The organism is Pseudomonas sp. S3_B08 (genome assembly GCF_054667725.1).
In genome coordinates, this window is the sequence record NZ_CP162750.1 from 2,511,126 (window position 1) to 2,526,278 (window position 15,153).

Sequence of the window (15,153 nt, forward strand, 5' to 3'; positions counted from 1 at the left end):
AACGCTGGTTTGACGGTTCCGCTCGTTTGATCGAAGGGCTTGGAAGCGCTTGCCCACACGCGTTAGGCTGGGCGTTCAATTACACAAGGAAGTCATGCATGAATTTGCGTATCGAGTTGACGGACAATCCTACCGAGGAACAGCGTCAGGCCATTCTCCAACCGTTGATTGAATACAACGATGCGAAGACCGGCATATCGAAAACCGAGCCGTTCGCCTTGATGGTAAAAGATGAGTATGGCGCGATACTGGGCGGGTTGTACGGGCGAGTGACTTTGCGCTGGATGTTCATCGATTTGCTGTCAGTACCGGATCAAAGTCGCGGACAGGGGATTGGTTCCAGGTTAATGGCACAGGCAGAAGCGTTGGCCGAAGACAGGAACTGCTACGGAATCTGGCTCGACACCTTCGATTTTCAGGCGCCGGAGTTCTACAAGAAGCTGGGCTTCAGCCAGTTCGGTGAGATCGTAGACTATCCACCAGGGCACAAGCGGCATTTTTTCCAGAAGCGGCTGATCGACTGACTGTGTCGCCCTTTGCGCGAGCAGGCTCGCTCCCACACTGGAAAGCATTCAATCGGTGGGAGCGAGCCTGCTCGCGAAAGCGCCAGCCGCCTCGACACACAATCAGAGGCAGGTCGCCATCGCCGCCATGCGCCGCATCGCGACAAAATCACTCTGCTGTGCGTAGTAATTCAAAGTCGTACCCGAGGCTTCGGTAATCACATCGACAAACGACTCCGCTGAACGCGTGTAGACCGTCGTGCCGCCAGACTCGCGCGGTTCCAGATAGGCCGCCGCGTCGACGCCGAAAACCGCTTCATCCTGCCAGGCGAATTGCACGCACCGGGCGACGTCTTTCTCCGGCTTGTCCGAGGTCAGGACCTTGTCCGGGCTCTTGCTGCGAGCATCGTTCATCACCGAACCGGCGCACCCGGCCAACAGGGCCGCCGCCAGCACTACCATCAGCATTCGCATTGCATTCGCTCATCGAGAAAAAAGCGGACTGTAGCACTGCAACGCGGCAAATCGTTCTGCTTTACTGTTTTTATGCGCGACACGCGTGAGCAGCTGCGGCACTCTGAGATCTTCAGCCACACAAGGACATTACATGGCGCCTAGCGACCAACGACATGAACACGCCCTGAAACTGTTTCTCGATGCGCGCCCCGAACTGCGCGAGACCCTCGACCATCTCAACCCGCTGTTGGCTCAGGCCAAGGGTGAAACCCAGGCGCAGTACCGCGAAGAACGCTTGCATGAAGCATTCGAGGCTGAGGCGGAAAGCCAGGGGTTGTTTGCCTGGGAGCTGACGTTGCAGCTGACCGCTGATTCACCGGAGGACTATCAGGCGCAACGCCTGGAAGTGCATCGGGAAGTGGCGGAAATGGCGGGGATGGACTGGATCGAGTATTGCGATCTTTACGGCATCACCCCGTAATCGATGTAGGAGCTGCCGAAGGCTGCGATCTTTTGATTTTGCTCTTCAAGATCAAAAGATCGCAGCCTTCGGCAGCTCCTACAAAGGTATCTGCGTAAAACTCGGGTTTCGCGGCACGAGCGATAAAGCTTTATCATGGCCGCAGTTTCGCTGATCGAGTCCATCATGAAGTTCGCCATCGCGCTGTTTTCCGCCGCCCATGCGCCCTCCTCGCGCCGTGCCCTGCTGTTTGCCCAGGCCGCGCTGGCCGGCGGCCATGAGATTGTCCGGCTGTTCTTCTATCAGGACGGCGTGTTCAACGCCTCCGATGCAGTGGTGACGCCGCAGGATGAACAGGATTTGCCCAAGCAATGGCGCGCCTTCATCAACGAAAGGCAACTGGATGGGGTGGTCTGCATCGCCGCTGCTCTGCGCCGTGGCGTGTTGAACGAAGAAGAATCCAAGCGTTACCAGCGTGAAGCGATTTCGCTGAGCGCGCCGTGGGAATTGTCCGGTCTGGGTCAATTGCACGATGCCGTGCAGGACGCTGACCGTCTCATCTGTTTCGGAGGCGCTTGAACATGGCCAAATCGCTGTTGATCATCAGCCGCCAATCGCCATGGTCCGGCCCCGGTGCGCGGGAAGCGCTGGATATCGTGCTGGCCGGTGGCGCCTTTGATCTGCCGATCGGTTTGCTGTTTCTCGATGACGGCGTGCTGCAACTGGCCGCCGGGCAGAACGCCAAGGCCGTGCAGCAGAAAGACCTCAGCGCCAATCTGCAGGCGCTGCCGATGTTTGGTGTCGAAGAGCTGTTCTATTGCGCCGAAAGCGCCAATGCTCGCGGTCTTGGCAACCTGTCGCTGGACGAAGCGCAGCCGCTTGCTGCTGACCACATCACCGCCCTTATTGACCGTTACGATCAGGTGATCACCCTCTGATGTCGACTTTGCATGTGTTGTCTCATTCCCCGTTCGGCGACGATCGTCTGAGCAGTTGCCTGCGCCTGCTCGGCAGCGCCGATGCGGTATTGTTGTCCGGCGATGCGGTGTATGCGCTGCAACCGGACACTGTGCCGTTCTCAACCCTTCAAGAGCGAGCAATCAGACTGTTTGTATTGATTGAGGACGCACAGGCGCGTGCGATCGAGATTCCAGACTGGGCCGAGGCCATCGACTACCCGGCGTTTGTCGAACTGTCGATCCATCACGCCAAGGTCAACAGCTGGCTATGAATTCAATGACCGTCGGCGCCCGCGCCATCGAACTGGACAAGGACGGCTTTCTCGTTGACCTCAGCGACTGGTCGGCTGAAGTCGCCAGCGCCCTCGCCGCCGCAGAAGACATCGAGTTGACGCCTGAACACTGGGAAGTCCTCGAGCTGCTGCGCAGCTTCTACGCCGAATTCCAGCTATCGCCGGCCACGCGGCCGCTGATCAAGTACACCGCGTTGAAACTCGGCGCGGACAAAGGCAACAGCCTGCACCTGAACCGACTGTTCAAAGGCACCCCTGCCAAACTCGCCGCGAAACTGGCGGGCCTGCCCAAACCGACGAATTGCCTATGAACGACTTTCCAGCTTTGACCCTCGAAACGCCTGCCGAGCATCCGTTCGCGCAATTCGTGCGCATTCTCGGCAAGGGCAAGCGCGGCGCCCGCGACCTGACGCGCGAGGAAGCCCGCGAGGCCATGGGCATGGTGCTCGATGACAAGGTCGAAGATACGCAACTGGGTGCCTTCCTGATGTTGCTGCGGCACAAGGAAGAAAGCGCAGAGGAAATGGCCGGTTTCACCGAAGCCCTGCGCGAACGCTTGCAGGCACCGGCGCTGAATGTCGACCTGGACTGGCCGACCTACGCCGGCAAAAAACGCCATCTGCCGTGGTATCTGCTCGCGGCCAAATGCCTGGCGCAAAACGGCGTACGCATCTTCATGCATGGCGGCGGCGCGCACACGGCCGGGCGCCTGTACAGCGAACAACTGCTGGGCGAACTGAACATTCCCCTGTGCCGTGATTGGCAGCAGGTCGGCACGGCACTGGACAACGGCGGCCTGGCCTTTATGCCGCTGGTGGACTGGGCGCCGCAACTGCAGAAGATGATCGACCTGCGCAATACCTTGGGCCTGCGGTCGCCGATCCACTCGCTGGCGCGAATTCTCAATCCGTTGGGCGCACGCTGCGGCCTGCAAAGCATTTTTCACCCGGGTTACCAGGCGGTGCATCGCGATGCCAGCGGCTTGCTCGGCGACGCGGCAATCGTGGTCAAGGGCGATGGCGGTGAAATCGAGATCAACCCCGACGCCACCAGCCACCTTTATGGCACCAGCGGCGGTCAGAGCTGGGATGAAGAATGGCCGCAGCTGTCAGCGCAGCGCCACGTCAAACCCGCTTCGCTGGAAATCGAGCACTTGAAAGCCGTGTGGCGTGGCGATGTGGTCGACAGTTACCCGCAAATGGCCTTGATTGCGACCATGGCCCTCGCCCTGCGCGGTCTCGGTCAGAATCGCGAACAGGCGTTCGCAACCGCCGAGCAGTATTGGGCGGCGCGCAACACATCGATCTAACCGATCATTAGCGCCCGATCTTTGCGCTTTTTGTTCGAACTCATCGGAATAGACTCGACTCCAACGAATATTGGTTTAGGGAGTCTTGATCATGGGTTTACTCGTCGACGGCCACTGGCAGGACAAGTGGTACGAAAGCAGCAAGGACGGCGCGTTCCAGCGCGAACAAGCGCAACGCCGCAACTGGGTGACCGCCGACGGTCAACCAGGCCCCAGCGGTGAAGGCGGTTTCACTGCCGAAGCCGGGCGCTATCACCTCTATGTTTCCCTCGCCTGCCCTTGGGCGCATCGCACGCTGATCGTGCGCAAACTCAAAGGGCTGGAAAGTCTCATCGACGTGTCGGTGGTCAGCTGGCTCATGCTGGAGAACGGCTGGACCTTCGACAAGGCGCTCGGTTCGACAGGCGACAAACTCGATGGCTTCGATTTCATGCATCAGCGCTACACCGCCGACACGCCTGATTACACCGGGCGCGTGACGGTACCAGTGCTGTGGGACAAGAAACTCAAGCGCATCGTCAGCAATGAATCGGCGGAAATCATCCGCATGTTCAACAGCGCCTTCGACGGGATCACTGGTAACGATCTGGACTTTTATCCGGCGCCGCTACGCAACGAAGTCGATGCGCTGAACGAGCGGATCTACCCGGCGGTGAACAACGGTGTCTATCGTGCCGGGTTCGCCACCTCGCAACAGGCATACGAACAGGCGTTCGATGAAGTATTCGCCGAACTGGATCATCTGGAGCAACTGCTGGGTGCCAATCGCTACCTGAGCGGGGAATACCTGACCGAGGCCGACGTGCGCCTGTTTACCACGATGATTCGCTTTGACGCGGTGTATCACGGGCACTTCAAGTGCAACCTGCGGCGGATTGCCGATTACCCGAATCTGTCGAACTGGCTGCGCGAGATGTATCAATGGCCGGGTATTGCCGAGACGGTGGATTTCCAGCACATCAAGCATCACTACTATGGCAGCCACAAGACCATCAACCCGACAGGGGTTGTGCCGAAGGGGCCGGAGCAGGATTTCAGCGTTGCGCATGACCGGTCGCGGTTGATCGGGAAAGGGGTTTGGCGCCGGGGTTGATTAGCTCGGTGTTTTCGAGACCCCATTCGCGAGCAGGCTCGCTCCCACACGGGATTTGTGCATGACACAGATCCAATGTGGGAGCGAGCCTGCTCGCGAAGGGAACGACGCGGCGTTTAGACCTGCGACTGAGCACCTTCAAACCACGCCAGTTTCTCGCGCAGTTGCACCACTTCGCCGACGATCACCAGAGTCGGGGCATGCACTTCATGCTCCGCCACCATTCGCGGCAGATCCGCCAGCGTTCCGGTGAAAACCCGCTGATTGACTGTAGTGCCCTGCTGAATCAACGCCGCCGGGGTATCCGCCGCGCGACCATGCTTGATCAACTGCTCGCAGATAATCGGCAGGCCCACCAGGCCCATGTAGAACACCAGCGTCTGCGCCGGAGCCACCAGGTCAGCCCATGGCAGATCGGTGGAACCATCCTTCAAGTGGCCAGTGACAAACCGCACGGACTGCGCATGGTCACGGTGGGTCAGCGGGATCCCCGCATAAGCGGCGCAACCGCTGGCCGCCGTGATGCCTGGCACCACCTGGAATGGTATACCGTGGGCCGCCAGTTCTTCGATCTCTTCGCCACCGCGGCCGAAGATAAACGGATCGCCGCCCTTCAACCGCACCACACGCTTGCCGGCCTTGGCCAGATCGACCAGTTGCTGGTTGATCTGATCCTGCGGCACGGCGTGTTCGGAGCGACGCTTGCCGACATACACCCGCTCGGCATCGCGACGGCACAACTCGAGAATCGCCGGCGCCACCAGGCGGTCATAGAGCACCACATCGGCTTGCTGCATCAGACGCAGTGCGCGGAAGGTCAACAGATCCGGATCACCCGGACCGGCACCGACCAGATAAACCTCGCCAGTGGTGACCATTGGCTCGCCATCGACCTTGGCCTGCAACAGGCGCTCGGCTTCAGCGCCCTGCCCGGCCAGTTGACGATCGGCGATCGGGCCCTGGAAAACGTCTTCCCAGAAGCCGCGACGCTGCTGCACATCCGGAAACAGGTTTTTCACCTGATTGCGAAAACGCGCAGCCAATCCAGCCAACTGACCGTAAGTCGAAGGAATCCAGGTTTCGATTTTGGCGCGGATCAGGCGCGCCAGTACCGGCGCATCGCCGCCGCTGGACACGGCGATGATCAACGGCGAGCGATCGACGATCGCCGGGAAGATCACGCTGCACAAGGCCGGTGCATCGACCACGTTGACCGGCACGCAACGGCGGTGGGCGTCGGTGGAGACTTGCGCGTTGAGCGTTTCGTCGTCGGTAGCGGCAATGATCAGCCCGCAACCGTCCAGATCCGTTTCGGCGTAACCGCGCAACAGGCATTCACCGCCGCTGGCAGCGACCAGTTCGGCCAGTTGCGTTTCGATTTCAGGTGCGACCACCCGCAGCAGCGCACCGGCATCGGCCAGCAGGCGGGATTTGCGCAAGGCAATTTCCCCCCCACCGACAACCAACACACGACTGCCGCGCAGGTTGTGAAACAGCGGCAGATATTTCATTTAGCCGATGACCTCAAGGCCACCCATGTACGGCTTGAGCACGTCCGGCACACGGATCGAACCGTCGGCCTGCTGGTAGTTTTCCAGTACCGCAACCAGAGTACGACCGACCGCCAGACCAGAGCCGTTCAAGGTGTGCACCAGCTCAGGCTTGCCGGTTTCCGGGTTACGGAAACGCGCCTGCATGCGCCGCGCCTGGAAGTCGCCGCAGTTGGAGCACGAGGAGATTTCGCGGTATTTGTCCTGGCTCGGAATCCACACTTCGAGGTCGTAGGTCTTGACCGCGCTGAAGCCCATGTCGCCAGTGCACAGCGCCAGGGTGCGGTAAGGCAGACCGAGCAGCTGCAGGACTTTTTCGGCGTTGGCAGTCAGGCTTTCCAGCGCTTCCATCGATTGCGACGGCTCGACGATCTGGACCATTTCGACTTTGTCGAACTGGTGCTGGCGGATCATGCCACGCGTGTCGCGCCCCGACGCGCCGGCTTCGCTGCGGAAGCATGGGGTGTGGGCGACAAACTTGATCGGCAACAACTTCGAATCGACGATTTCGCCGGCAACGATGTTGGTCAGCGACACTTCGGCGGTTGGAATCAGGTACAGATCGGCTTCGCCTTCGCGGGCAATCTTGAACAGATCTTCTTCGAACTTCGGCAGCTGGCCGGTACCTTGCAGCGCCGGAGCCTGAACCAGATAAGGCGTGTAAGCCTCTTCGTAGCCATGTTCGGTGACATGCAGGTTGATCATGAACTGCGCCAGTGCACGATGCAGACGCGCGATCGGGCCACGCAACAAGGCGAAACGAGCACCGGACAGCTTGGCGGCGGTTTCGAAGTCCAGCCAGCCGAACTTCTCGCCGAGGGCGACGTGATCTTTGACTTCGAAATCGAACTGGGTCGGGGTGCCCCAGCGGCGCACTTCGACGTTGTCGTCTTCGTCCTTGCCGACCGGAACCGATTCGTGCGGCAGGTTGGGGATACCGAGCAGGATCGAATCGAGTTCGGTCTGGATCGCGTCCAACTCGACCTTGCCAGCGCTCAGCTCGCCTGCCATGCGCTCGACGTCCGCCATCAGCGGCGCGATGTCTTCGCCGCGCTGCTTGGCCTGCCCGATGGATTTGGAACGCGCGTTACGCTCAGCCTGCAGTGCTTCGGTGCGGGTCTGGACGGTCTTGCGCTGTTCTTCCAGCGCTTCGATGCGCGCGGTGTCCAGGGCAAAGCCACGGGAAGCCAGGCGGTCCGCTACGTCCTGAAGGTTGCTACGTAACAGTTTGGAATCGAGCATGTCGGTTTCTCGTTATCAAAGTTTGGTCAGGGACAGGCCGGCCCACGTTGCGAGCAGCCCGCCGAATACGCTGAGTGCCGCGTAGCCCAGGGCCAGCAACACTTGCCCGCTTTCCAGCAGGCGCACCGTATCCAGTGAAAAGGATGAAAAAGTCGTCAGCCCCCCGAGGAAGCCGACCATCAACCCGGCGCGCACCTCGATCGGCACCTCCGGGCGTATCAGAAACAGGCCGTACAACACGCCAATCAGCAGGCAGCCCACGATATTAACGGCCAGCGTCGCGGTATAGAAGTGCCGCGGCCAATTGGCGCTGACCCAATTACCGGTGGCGAAGCGCAACAAGGTGCCGGCAACACCGCCGACCGACACTGCGAGTATCAATGGAACCACTATTTTCTCCGCTGCCGAGGGCTCAGACGATCGAGTTGAGCGAGGTGATTGAGTTTTTCGCCGATCTTCAACTCCAGGCCGCGGGGCACGGGCTGATAGAACGGAATCGGCTCGAGTTCTTCCGGAAAATAGTCTTCACCGGCAGCATAAGCATCCGGTTCATCATGGGCATAGCGGTATTCGTCGCCGTAACCCAATTGCTTCATCAGCTTGGTCGGTGCGTTGCGCAGATGCAGCGGCACTTCCAGCGAGCCGTTCTCAGCCGCCGCGCGCAGCGCGGTTTTGAAGCCCATGTACACCGCATTGCTTTTCGGTGCGCAGGCCAGATAAGTAATGGCCTGGGCGACCGCCAATTCGCCTTCGGGACTGCCGAGACGCTCCTGCACTTCCCACGCCGCCAGGCACAGGCTCAATGCACGCGGGTCGGCGTTGCCGATGTCTTCGCTCGCCATGCGCACCACGCGTCGCGCCAGGTACAGCGGATCGCAACCGCCGTCGATCATCCGCGCAAACCAGTACAGCGCGCCGTCGGGATTGGAGCCGCGCACGGATTTGTGCAGCGCCGAGATCTGGTCGTAAAACGCTTCACCGCCCTTGTCGAAACGTCGGCGCGTATCGCCGAGCAGGCTTTGCAGCAACTCGGTGCCGATTTCGCTGTTGTCTTCGGCCAGATCAGAGGCGTTTTCCAGCAGATTGAGCAGGCGCCGGCCATCGCCATCAGCGGCGGACAGCAACATCTGGAAGCCTTCATCGCTCAGGGTCAGGTTGCGCTTGCCCAGGCCGCGCTCTTCGGTGAGTGCGCGGTGGACCAGTTTGCGCAAGGCCGCTTCGTCTAGGCTTTTCAGCACGTAGACGCGGGCCCGAGACAATAAGGCGTTGTTCAGTTCGAACGAAGGGTTTTCGGTGGTGGCGCCGATGAAGATCAGCGTGCCGTCTTCAACGTAAGGCAGAAACGCGTCCTGCTGCGACTTGTTGAAACGGTGTACTTCGTCGACAAACAGGATCGTGCGCTTGCCGTACTGGCCGGCCTGCTGCTTGGCAATTTCAACGGCCTGACGGATTTCCTTGACCCCGGCGAGCACCGCCGAGACCGTTTCGAAGTGCGCATCCGAGACTTCTGCGAGCAAGCGCGCCAGGGTGGTCTTGCCCACGCCCGGCGGTCCCCAGAAGATCATCGAATGCAGCGCGCCCTGCTCCAGCGCCTCACGCAAAGGCTTGCCGCGAGCGAGCACGTGTTCCTGACCGACGTACTCATCCAGATTGGCCGCACGCAGACGGGCGGCCAAGGGTTGGGCAATCGGTGCACTGCGAAACAGATCCATCACGTAGCGTTGAAACCTCTGATTTTCTGAAATCTGCTGAAGAACCTGTGGTGAGGGGATTTATCCCCTCGCCACAATAGCCCCTCAATAGCAGGCCCTCACCACAAAGGCCCTGACACAAAGTGCCGGTGTTTATTCCTGGATAACGTCGGCACCTTTGGGAATGTCGAATTTGAACTTGGACGCAGGCACCGCTTCGTTGGCCTTGACCCCGGTAAACAGGATATTGGTGCGCTGGCCGACGCTGTCAATCAGTTGCATGTCATTGAGCAGGCCGTTGCGGAACGACAGGCGCAGATTGTCGAACAGGGTGTCCTTGGTTTTCGGCTTCAGGGTGAAGTCGATCACGCCGCCCGCCTCTTTCGCGCTGATATCGAAGCTCTGGCTGATCTTCGAGACATCGCCGGACAACAGCAAGGCCGGCGTCTGGGTCAGACGCTCATCGAGCTTCTTGATGGTTGCCTGCTCCAGATCCGGGTCCCACAGGGTGACTTTCTTGCCATCGGAGACCATGGTCTGCTCGGCCGGCGCATTGGTGTGCCAGTAGAACAGGCCCGGACGCTGCAGGGTCATGTTGCCGGTGGTTTCCTGCAACTGGGTGCCGGTGCCATCGAGGGTCAACTGCGAAAAGTTCGCCGACAGGGTTTTCGATGTTTCGAGCAATTGGGTCAGACGCGCCACGTCCTTTTCATCGGCGTGGGCCGTGAGTGTGGTCAGCGCCAGTACTGGCAACAGCATGCGGATAAGGCGCATGAGAGTCCTCTTGAATACTCGTGGGAGAGCGAGTAGCGCGTCATTGCGCCACTCGAGTCGTTGCGTTTCAGTCGCGTACCGGGCCTGGGGCCAGGACTTCACGCGAACCGTTGGTGTTCATTGAGGTAACGACGCCAGCCATTTCCATCGCCTCGATCATCCGCGCGGCACGGTTGTAGCCGATCTTCAGCTTGCGCTGCACAGCGGAAATCGACGCACGACGACTTTCGAGGACGAACTGCACCGCTTCGTCATACAGCGCGTCGGCTTCCGGATCATCACCGTCGCCACCACCGCTGCTGCCTTCAAAGCCGCTGCCCGCCTCTTCGACACCGTTGAGAATGTCGTCGTTGTACTCAGGCGCACCGCGCAATTTCCAGGCCTCGACCACGCGGTGAACCTCATCGTCGGAGACGAACGCGCCGTGAACCCGGATCGGCAAACTGGTGCCCGGCGGCATGTAGAGCATGTCACCGTGCCCGAGCAGTTGCTCGGCGCCACCCTGGTCGATGATGGTTCGCGAATCGATCTTGCTCGATACCTGAAACGCCATACGTGTCGGGATGTTGGCTTTGATCAGACCAGTGATCACGTCCACCGACGGGCGCTGGGTGGCAAGAATCAAGTGAATCCCCGCCGCACGCGCCTTTTGCGCAATACGTGCGATCAGCTCTTCAACCTTCTTGCCGACGATCATCATCATGTCGGCGAATTCGTCCACCACTACGACGATGGTCGGCAGTTTCTGCAGCAGCGGCGCTTCGTCGTGAATGCTTTCGCGCTTGTAAAGCGGATCGCTCAACGGCTCGCCGGCATCCTGGGCTTCCTTGACCTTGGCGTTGAAGCCGGACAGGTTACGCACGCCCATTTTCGCCATCAGCTTGTAGCGACGCTCCATCTCGGCAACGCTCCAGCGCAAGGCGTTGGCGGCGTCCTTCATGTCAGTCACAACCGGGCAGAGCAGGTGCGGAATGCCTTCGTAGATCGACAGCTCAAGCATCTTCGGGTCGATCATGATCAGCTTGGCATCGTCCGGGCCGGACTTGAACAGGATCGACAGAATCATCGCGTTCACGCCCACGGACTTACCGGAACCGGTGGTACCGGCCACCAGCAAGTGCGGCATCTTCGCCAGGTCGGTGATGACCGGCTTGCCGCCGATATCGTGACCGAGCGCCAGGGTGACCGGGGATTTGAAGTTGTCGTACTCGGGGGTCGACAGCACCTCGGAGAAACGTACGATCTGGCGGTCTTCGTTGGGAATCTCGATACCGACAGTGGTCTTGCCCGGAATCACCTCGACCACCCGCACACTGGTCACCGCCAGCGAACGCGCCAGGTCTTTGGCCAGGTTGGCGATGCGGCTGACTTTTACCCCGGCGGCAGGCTGGATTTCGTATCGGGTAATCACTGGACCCGGATGGATCGAATCAACGGTGACTTCGACGCCGAATTCCTTGAGCTTGATTTCCAGCAAGTGGCCGACTGCTGCCAAGGACTCAGGCGAATAGTTGAGCTGTTTCTTTTCCGCAGGATCAAGAATCGAGATCGGCGGCAAGGTGCCTTCGACCGCGCTGTCGACGAACAACGGCGCCTGCTTCTCTTTCTGCACGCGCTTGCTCGGCTCCGGCGCCTTGGCCGGTGCCGGCGCGATCACCGGTGGCACCTGCTTCTCGCGGTCGGACATGTGCTTGCTCAACGCTTGCTCACGCTCGATCAGGCGTTCCTTGACCTTGGCCTGTTCGCGTTTGTCGGTGACAGTCGGTGCGACCACATCGTGGACGCGGTCATCAACCTCACGCAGTTGCGCAACCAGTTGCTTGCGTTCAGTGCGCGCCGACCACCAGCGGTTGAGCGCGCCCTGGAACAGCTCGAACAGATCGAGGGTGATCTTGCCGGTGACGTCCATCACCTTGAACCACGACAGGTCGGTGAATACGGTCAGGCCGAACAGGAACAGAGCGATGAACAACAGCGTGCTGCCCTGGATGTTCAGCGCATTCTTCGCCAGATCGCCAAGGCTTTCGCCCAGGGCACCGCCAGCACCGGCCGGCAGACCGGTCGCGGCATGGAAATGAATGTGCGCCAGCGCAGCACCGGAGAGCACGAGGAATACCAGGCCGATCAGACGCCAGGAAAACAGCCAGCCGCTCCACTGCCATGGTTCGTGGCGTTGACGGAAGATCTGGTACGCCTTGACCGCCAGCAGCAACGGAAAGATATAGGCGAAGTAACCGAGCACCATGAACAGGATATCGGCGCTGTACGAGCCGGCCGGGCCGCCGAAGTTCTGCACATCGTCGATCTTGCTGTTATGGCTCCACCCCGGATCGTCCTTGCCGTAGGTCAGCAAAGCCATCATCAGGAACAGGCACAAAGCGCCAATGGCGATCAATGCACCTTCCTTGAGCCGGTAGTGCAGTTGCTGGCGCCAGAGCGGAACGACTGTTTTGGGTGCTTCGGTGGTCTTCTTCAAAACGCTTCTTTTCCTGCGCCCGAGGCGCGTCCATCTATTGAATGACGATAAAAAACTGCCCAATCCAGGCAGGTAAAAAAGGTGAAAAGCTCAACTGGGACTACTTTTAACACTGTGCCACTGGTTTTATAAACACAGCCATAAACACTGTGCGCAGCGTATAGCCTGTCACAACCCGGCATTGTACGGGTTTGTGCGTCCGATGCCATGTTTGAGACCCCAGCCTTGAGCATAGCCAAACGTACATGCACTGCGTTGCAATTGGAGCATGCATTGTCTTTTGTGACAAAGGCTTATGAGCTGTATTTGATGAACGTAGCGAACCTGGCCGGATCAGGCTCACAGGAATGCTCGACAGCATCGGTACGGTGACGCTTACGACCACGGGCGACACATCAAGTTGCAGCTCAATGCTCACTGCAGCAGACATCTGTGCAGGACAGCGGCGCCGTTTCGCGGCAAACTCTTTCGCGGGGCCTGCACGCCCCTGACTGCCCTCCCCTTCTGCAAGCCTGGATGCCATGCTGACTTGGTTACAACGTAACTCCCTGACCTTTCCGCCACTGGAAAAAGCCATGCGCGAGCCGAACGGATTGCTCGCCGCCGGCGGCGATCTTTCCGCCGATCGACTGATCCAGGCCTATCGCCATGGCTGCTTCCCCTGGTTCTCCGAGGGCCAGCCGATTCTCTGGTGGTCGCCAGACCCTCGCACCGTGCTGTTTCCCGACGAACTGCACGTCTCGCGCAGTCTCGGCAAGCTGCTGCGCAAGCAACGCTATCAAGTGACCTTCGATCAGGATTTCGACGCCGTCATCCGCGCCTGCGCTGCACCGCGTGATTACGCCGACGGCACCTGGATCACCGAGGCCATGCAGGATGCTTACGTAGAATTGCATCGGCGCGGTTTCGCGCATTCGGTTGAGGTCTGGGACGAGGGACAGCTGGTCGGCGGCCTGTACGGCCTGGCGATGGGCCAACTGTTTTTTGGCGAGTCGATGTTCAGCCGCGCTGACAACGCGTCCAAATATGGCTTTGCCACGCTGGTCCAGCATTTGAAAGCCGCCGGATTTGTGCTGATCGACTGCCAGATGCCGACCGATCACCTGCACAGCCTCGGTGCGCGGTCGATTCCGCGCGGCGAATTCGCCGACTATCTGCGGCGCCATCTAGATCAACCGAATTCAGCGACCTGGGTTTGCTGAGCGACTTTTGCGCAGGTGGCTTACACTTAATCCACCAGCTTATCCCGAGGGTTGATTCATGACCGAGTTGGCGCGTTTGAAGTTTTATGCCACTCAGCCCCACTCTTGCAGTTATCTGCCCGAGGAGCAGGCCACGACGCTGTTTCTCGACCCGAGTCAGCCCATGGATGTGCATGTCTACGCAGACCTGTCGGAAATGGGCTTTCGTCGCAGCGGCGATCATTTGTACCGGCCGCATTGCCAGAATTGCAATGCGTGCGTGCCTGCGCGCATTCCCTCCGCACAATTCATCACTAATCGCCAGCAAAAGCGCATCTACAAACGCAACGCGGATTTGCAGGTGCAGCCGGTCAAACCGCACTTCAGCGAAGAATATTTCGACCTGTACCAGCGCTACATAGAACAGCGCCATGCCGACGGCGACATGTACCCGCCAAGCCGCGATCAGTTCTCGACGTTCCTGGTGCGTGACCTGCCCTTCTCGCGCTTCTACGAGTTTCGACTCGACGGACGGTTGCTCGCGGTGGCGGTGACCGATCTGCTGCCCAACGGTTTGTCAGCGGTGTACACCTTCTACGAACCGAACGAAGAACGCCGCAGCCTCGGCCGTTACGCAATCCTCTGGCAAATCGCCGAGAGCCAGCGTCTGGGCCTTGAGGCCGTGTACCTGGGTTACTGGATCAAGAACTGCAAAAAGATGAACTACAAGACGCAATATCGGCCCATCGAATTGCTGATCAATCAGCGCTGGGTCATCCTGAACTGAACCTGCGGCCTAAACCCCTTGGCGTAAACACCATTTTTCGGGCACAATGCACGCCGCTTTTGCCTGGCGCAGTTGCACCGGGCCATTCATTGGATACCGAGGGCTTTACTGCATGTCGAAAGAAGACAGCTTCGAAATGGAAGGCACTGTCGTCGACACCCTGCCCAACACCATGTTTCGTGTGGAGTTGGAAAATGGGCACGTCGTAACCGCGCATATTTCCGGCAAGATGCGCAAGAACTACATTCGTATTCTTACCGGTGACAAAGTGCGCGTCGAGCTGACGCCCTATGACTTGAGCAAAGGGCGGATCACTTACCGCGCTCGTTAATCAAGTCAATACAGAACGCCCGGGTTATGCCGGGCGTTTTTGTGTCTG

The 15,153-nt window shown here is 59.6% G+C and carries 18 protein-coding genes; 11 read left to right on the forward strand and 7 right to left on the reverse strand.

Features of this window, described 5'->3' with window-relative positions:
- Positions 1-98: 98 nt before the first annotated feature.
- Positions 99-524: a GNAT family N-acetyltransferase gene (locus tag AB4N73_RS11405; protein ID WP_460143462.1), complete on the forward strand. Its 426-nt coding sequence runs from the start codon at positions 99-101 to the stop codon at positions 522-524.
- A 102-nt stretch (positions 525-626) separates the two neighbouring features.
- On the opposite strand, the gene AB4N73_RS11410 is transcribed toward AB4N73_RS11405, so the two are convergent.
- Positions 627-977 (reverse strand): hypothetical protein, encoded by a 351-nt coding sequence (locus tag AB4N73_RS11410; protein ID WP_041477055.1) that lies wholly within the window; start codon positions 975-977, stop codon positions 627-629.
- Positions 978-1,110: 133 nt separating this feature from the next.
- Here AB4N73_RS11410 and AB4N73_RS11415 point away from each other — a divergent pair, with 133 nt between their 5' ends.
- The 7 genes from AB4N73_RS11415 to AB4N73_RS11445 all read left to right on the forward strand — a co-directional run bounded on the left by AB4N73_RS11415 (position 1,111) and on the right by AB4N73_RS11445 (position 5,073).
- Entirely contained in the window at positions 1,111-1,440 is a 330-nt protein-coding gene (locus AB4N73_RS11415; RefSeq protein ID WP_041477057.1) for a DUF6388 family protein, read from the forward strand.
- A 165-nt stretch (positions 1,441-1,605) separates the two neighbouring features.
- Complete coding sequence (tusD, locus tag AB4N73_RS11420; protein ID WP_150634947.1) at positions 1,606-1,998, forward strand: sulfurtransferase complex subunit TusD; 393 nt, start codon at positions 1,606-1,608, stop codon at positions 1,996-1,998.
- 2 nt (positions 1,999-2,000) lie between these two features.
- Positions 2,001-2,357, forward strand: a complete 357-nt coding sequence (tusC, locus tag AB4N73_RS11425; RefSeq protein WP_160768762.1) for a sulfurtransferase complex subunit TusC — start codon at positions 2,001-2,003, stop codon at positions 2,355-2,357.
- Positions 2,357-2,650, forward strand: a complete 294-nt coding sequence (gene tusB / locus AB4N73_RS11430; RefSeq protein ID WP_056788919.1) for a sulfurtransferase complex subunit TusB — start codon at positions 2,357-2,359, stop codon at positions 2,648-2,650. Before tusC ends, tusB begins: the two co-directional genes overlap by 1 nt.
- Positions 2,647-2,982 carry a TusE/DsrC/DsvC family sulfur relay protein gene (locus tag AB4N73_RS11435; protein ID WP_016770652.1) on the forward strand — a complete coding sequence of 112 codons (336 nt, stop codon included), beginning with the start codon at positions 2,647-2,649 and terminating at the stop codon, positions 2,980-2,982. The genes tusB and AB4N73_RS11435 overlap by 4 nt, the downstream gene beginning before the upstream one ends.
- Entirely contained in the window at positions 2,979-3,980 is a 1,002-nt protein-coding gene (locus tag AB4N73_RS11440; RefSeq protein WP_460143463.1) for a glycosyl transferase family protein, read from the forward strand. The genes AB4N73_RS11435 and AB4N73_RS11440 overlap by 4 nt, the downstream gene beginning before the upstream one ends.
- A 91-nt stretch (positions 3,981-4,071) precedes the next feature.
- The gene (locus AB4N73_RS11445; protein WP_460143464.1) at positions 4,072-5,073 is read left to right on the forward strand and encodes a glutathione S-transferase family protein; all 1,002 of its coding nucleotides are present in this window, start codon (positions 4,072-4,074) and stop codon (positions 5,071-5,073) included.
- 116 nt (positions 5,074-5,189) lie between these two features.
- Here the strand turns inward: AB4N73_RS11445 and cysG are convergent, their stop codons facing one another.
- The 6 genes from cysG to ftsK form a co-directional block, all read right to left on the reverse strand.
- Positions 5,190-6,584: a siroheme synthase CysG gene (cysG, locus tag AB4N73_RS11450; protein WP_252867863.1), complete on the reverse strand. Its 1,395-nt coding sequence runs from the start codon at positions 6,582-6,584 to the stop codon at positions 5,190-5,192.
- On the reverse strand, positions 6,585-7,865 hold the full coding sequence (gene serS / locus AB4N73_RS11455) for a serine--tRNA ligase (RefSeq protein WP_041477066.1): 1,281 nt from the start codon (positions 7,863-7,865) through the stop codon (positions 6,585-6,587).
- Positions 7,866-7,880: 15 nt separating this feature from the next.
- Complete coding sequence (crcB, locus tag AB4N73_RS11460; protein WP_016775261.1) at positions 7,881-8,255, reverse strand: fluoride efflux transporter CrcB; 375 nt, start codon at positions 8,253-8,255, stop codon at positions 7,881-7,883.
- Positions 8,255-9,577, reverse strand: a complete 1,323-nt coding sequence (locus tag AB4N73_RS11465) for a replication-associated recombination protein A (protein ID WP_042609225.1) — start codon at positions 9,575-9,577, stop codon at positions 8,255-8,257. The genes crcB and AB4N73_RS11465 overlap by 1 nt, the downstream gene beginning before the upstream one ends.
- A gap of 132 nt (positions 9,578-9,709) precedes the next feature.
- Complete coding sequence (lolA, locus tag AB4N73_RS11470; RefSeq protein ID WP_016775262.1) at positions 9,710-10,330, reverse strand: outer membrane lipoprotein chaperone LolA; 621 nt, start codon at positions 10,328-10,330, stop codon at positions 9,710-9,712.
- Between the two features lie 67 nt (positions 10,331-10,397).
- Positions 10,398-12,806, reverse strand: coding sequence for a DNA translocase FtsK (gene ftsK, locus AB4N73_RS11475; RefSeq protein ID WP_041477069.1), 2,409 nt, complete (start codon positions 12,804-12,806; stop codon positions 10,398-10,400).
- Between the two features lie 521 nt (positions 12,807-13,327).
- Here ftsK and aat point away from each other — a divergent pair.
- The 3 genes from aat to infA all read left to right on the forward strand — a co-directional run bounded on the left by aat (position 13,328) and on the right by infA (position 15,105).
- Positions 13,328-14,008, forward strand: a complete 681-nt coding sequence (gene aat / locus AB4N73_RS11480; RefSeq protein WP_095182060.1) for a leucyl/phenylalanyl-tRNA--protein transferase — start codon at positions 13,328-13,330, stop codon at positions 14,006-14,008.
- 58 nt (positions 14,009-14,066) lie between these two features.
- The gene (locus tag AB4N73_RS11485; RefSeq protein ID WP_041477071.1) at positions 14,067-14,774 is read left to right on the forward strand and encodes an arginyltransferase; all 708 of its coding nucleotides are present in this window, start codon (positions 14,067-14,069) and stop codon (positions 14,772-14,774) included.
- A 112-nt stretch (positions 14,775-14,886) separates the two neighbouring features.
- Positions 14,887-15,105, forward strand: a complete 219-nt coding sequence (gene infA / locus AB4N73_RS11490) for a translation initiation factor IF-1 (RefSeq protein WP_002553999.1) — start codon at positions 14,887-14,889, stop codon at positions 15,103-15,105.
- Positions 15,106-15,153: the final 48 nt, after the last annotated feature.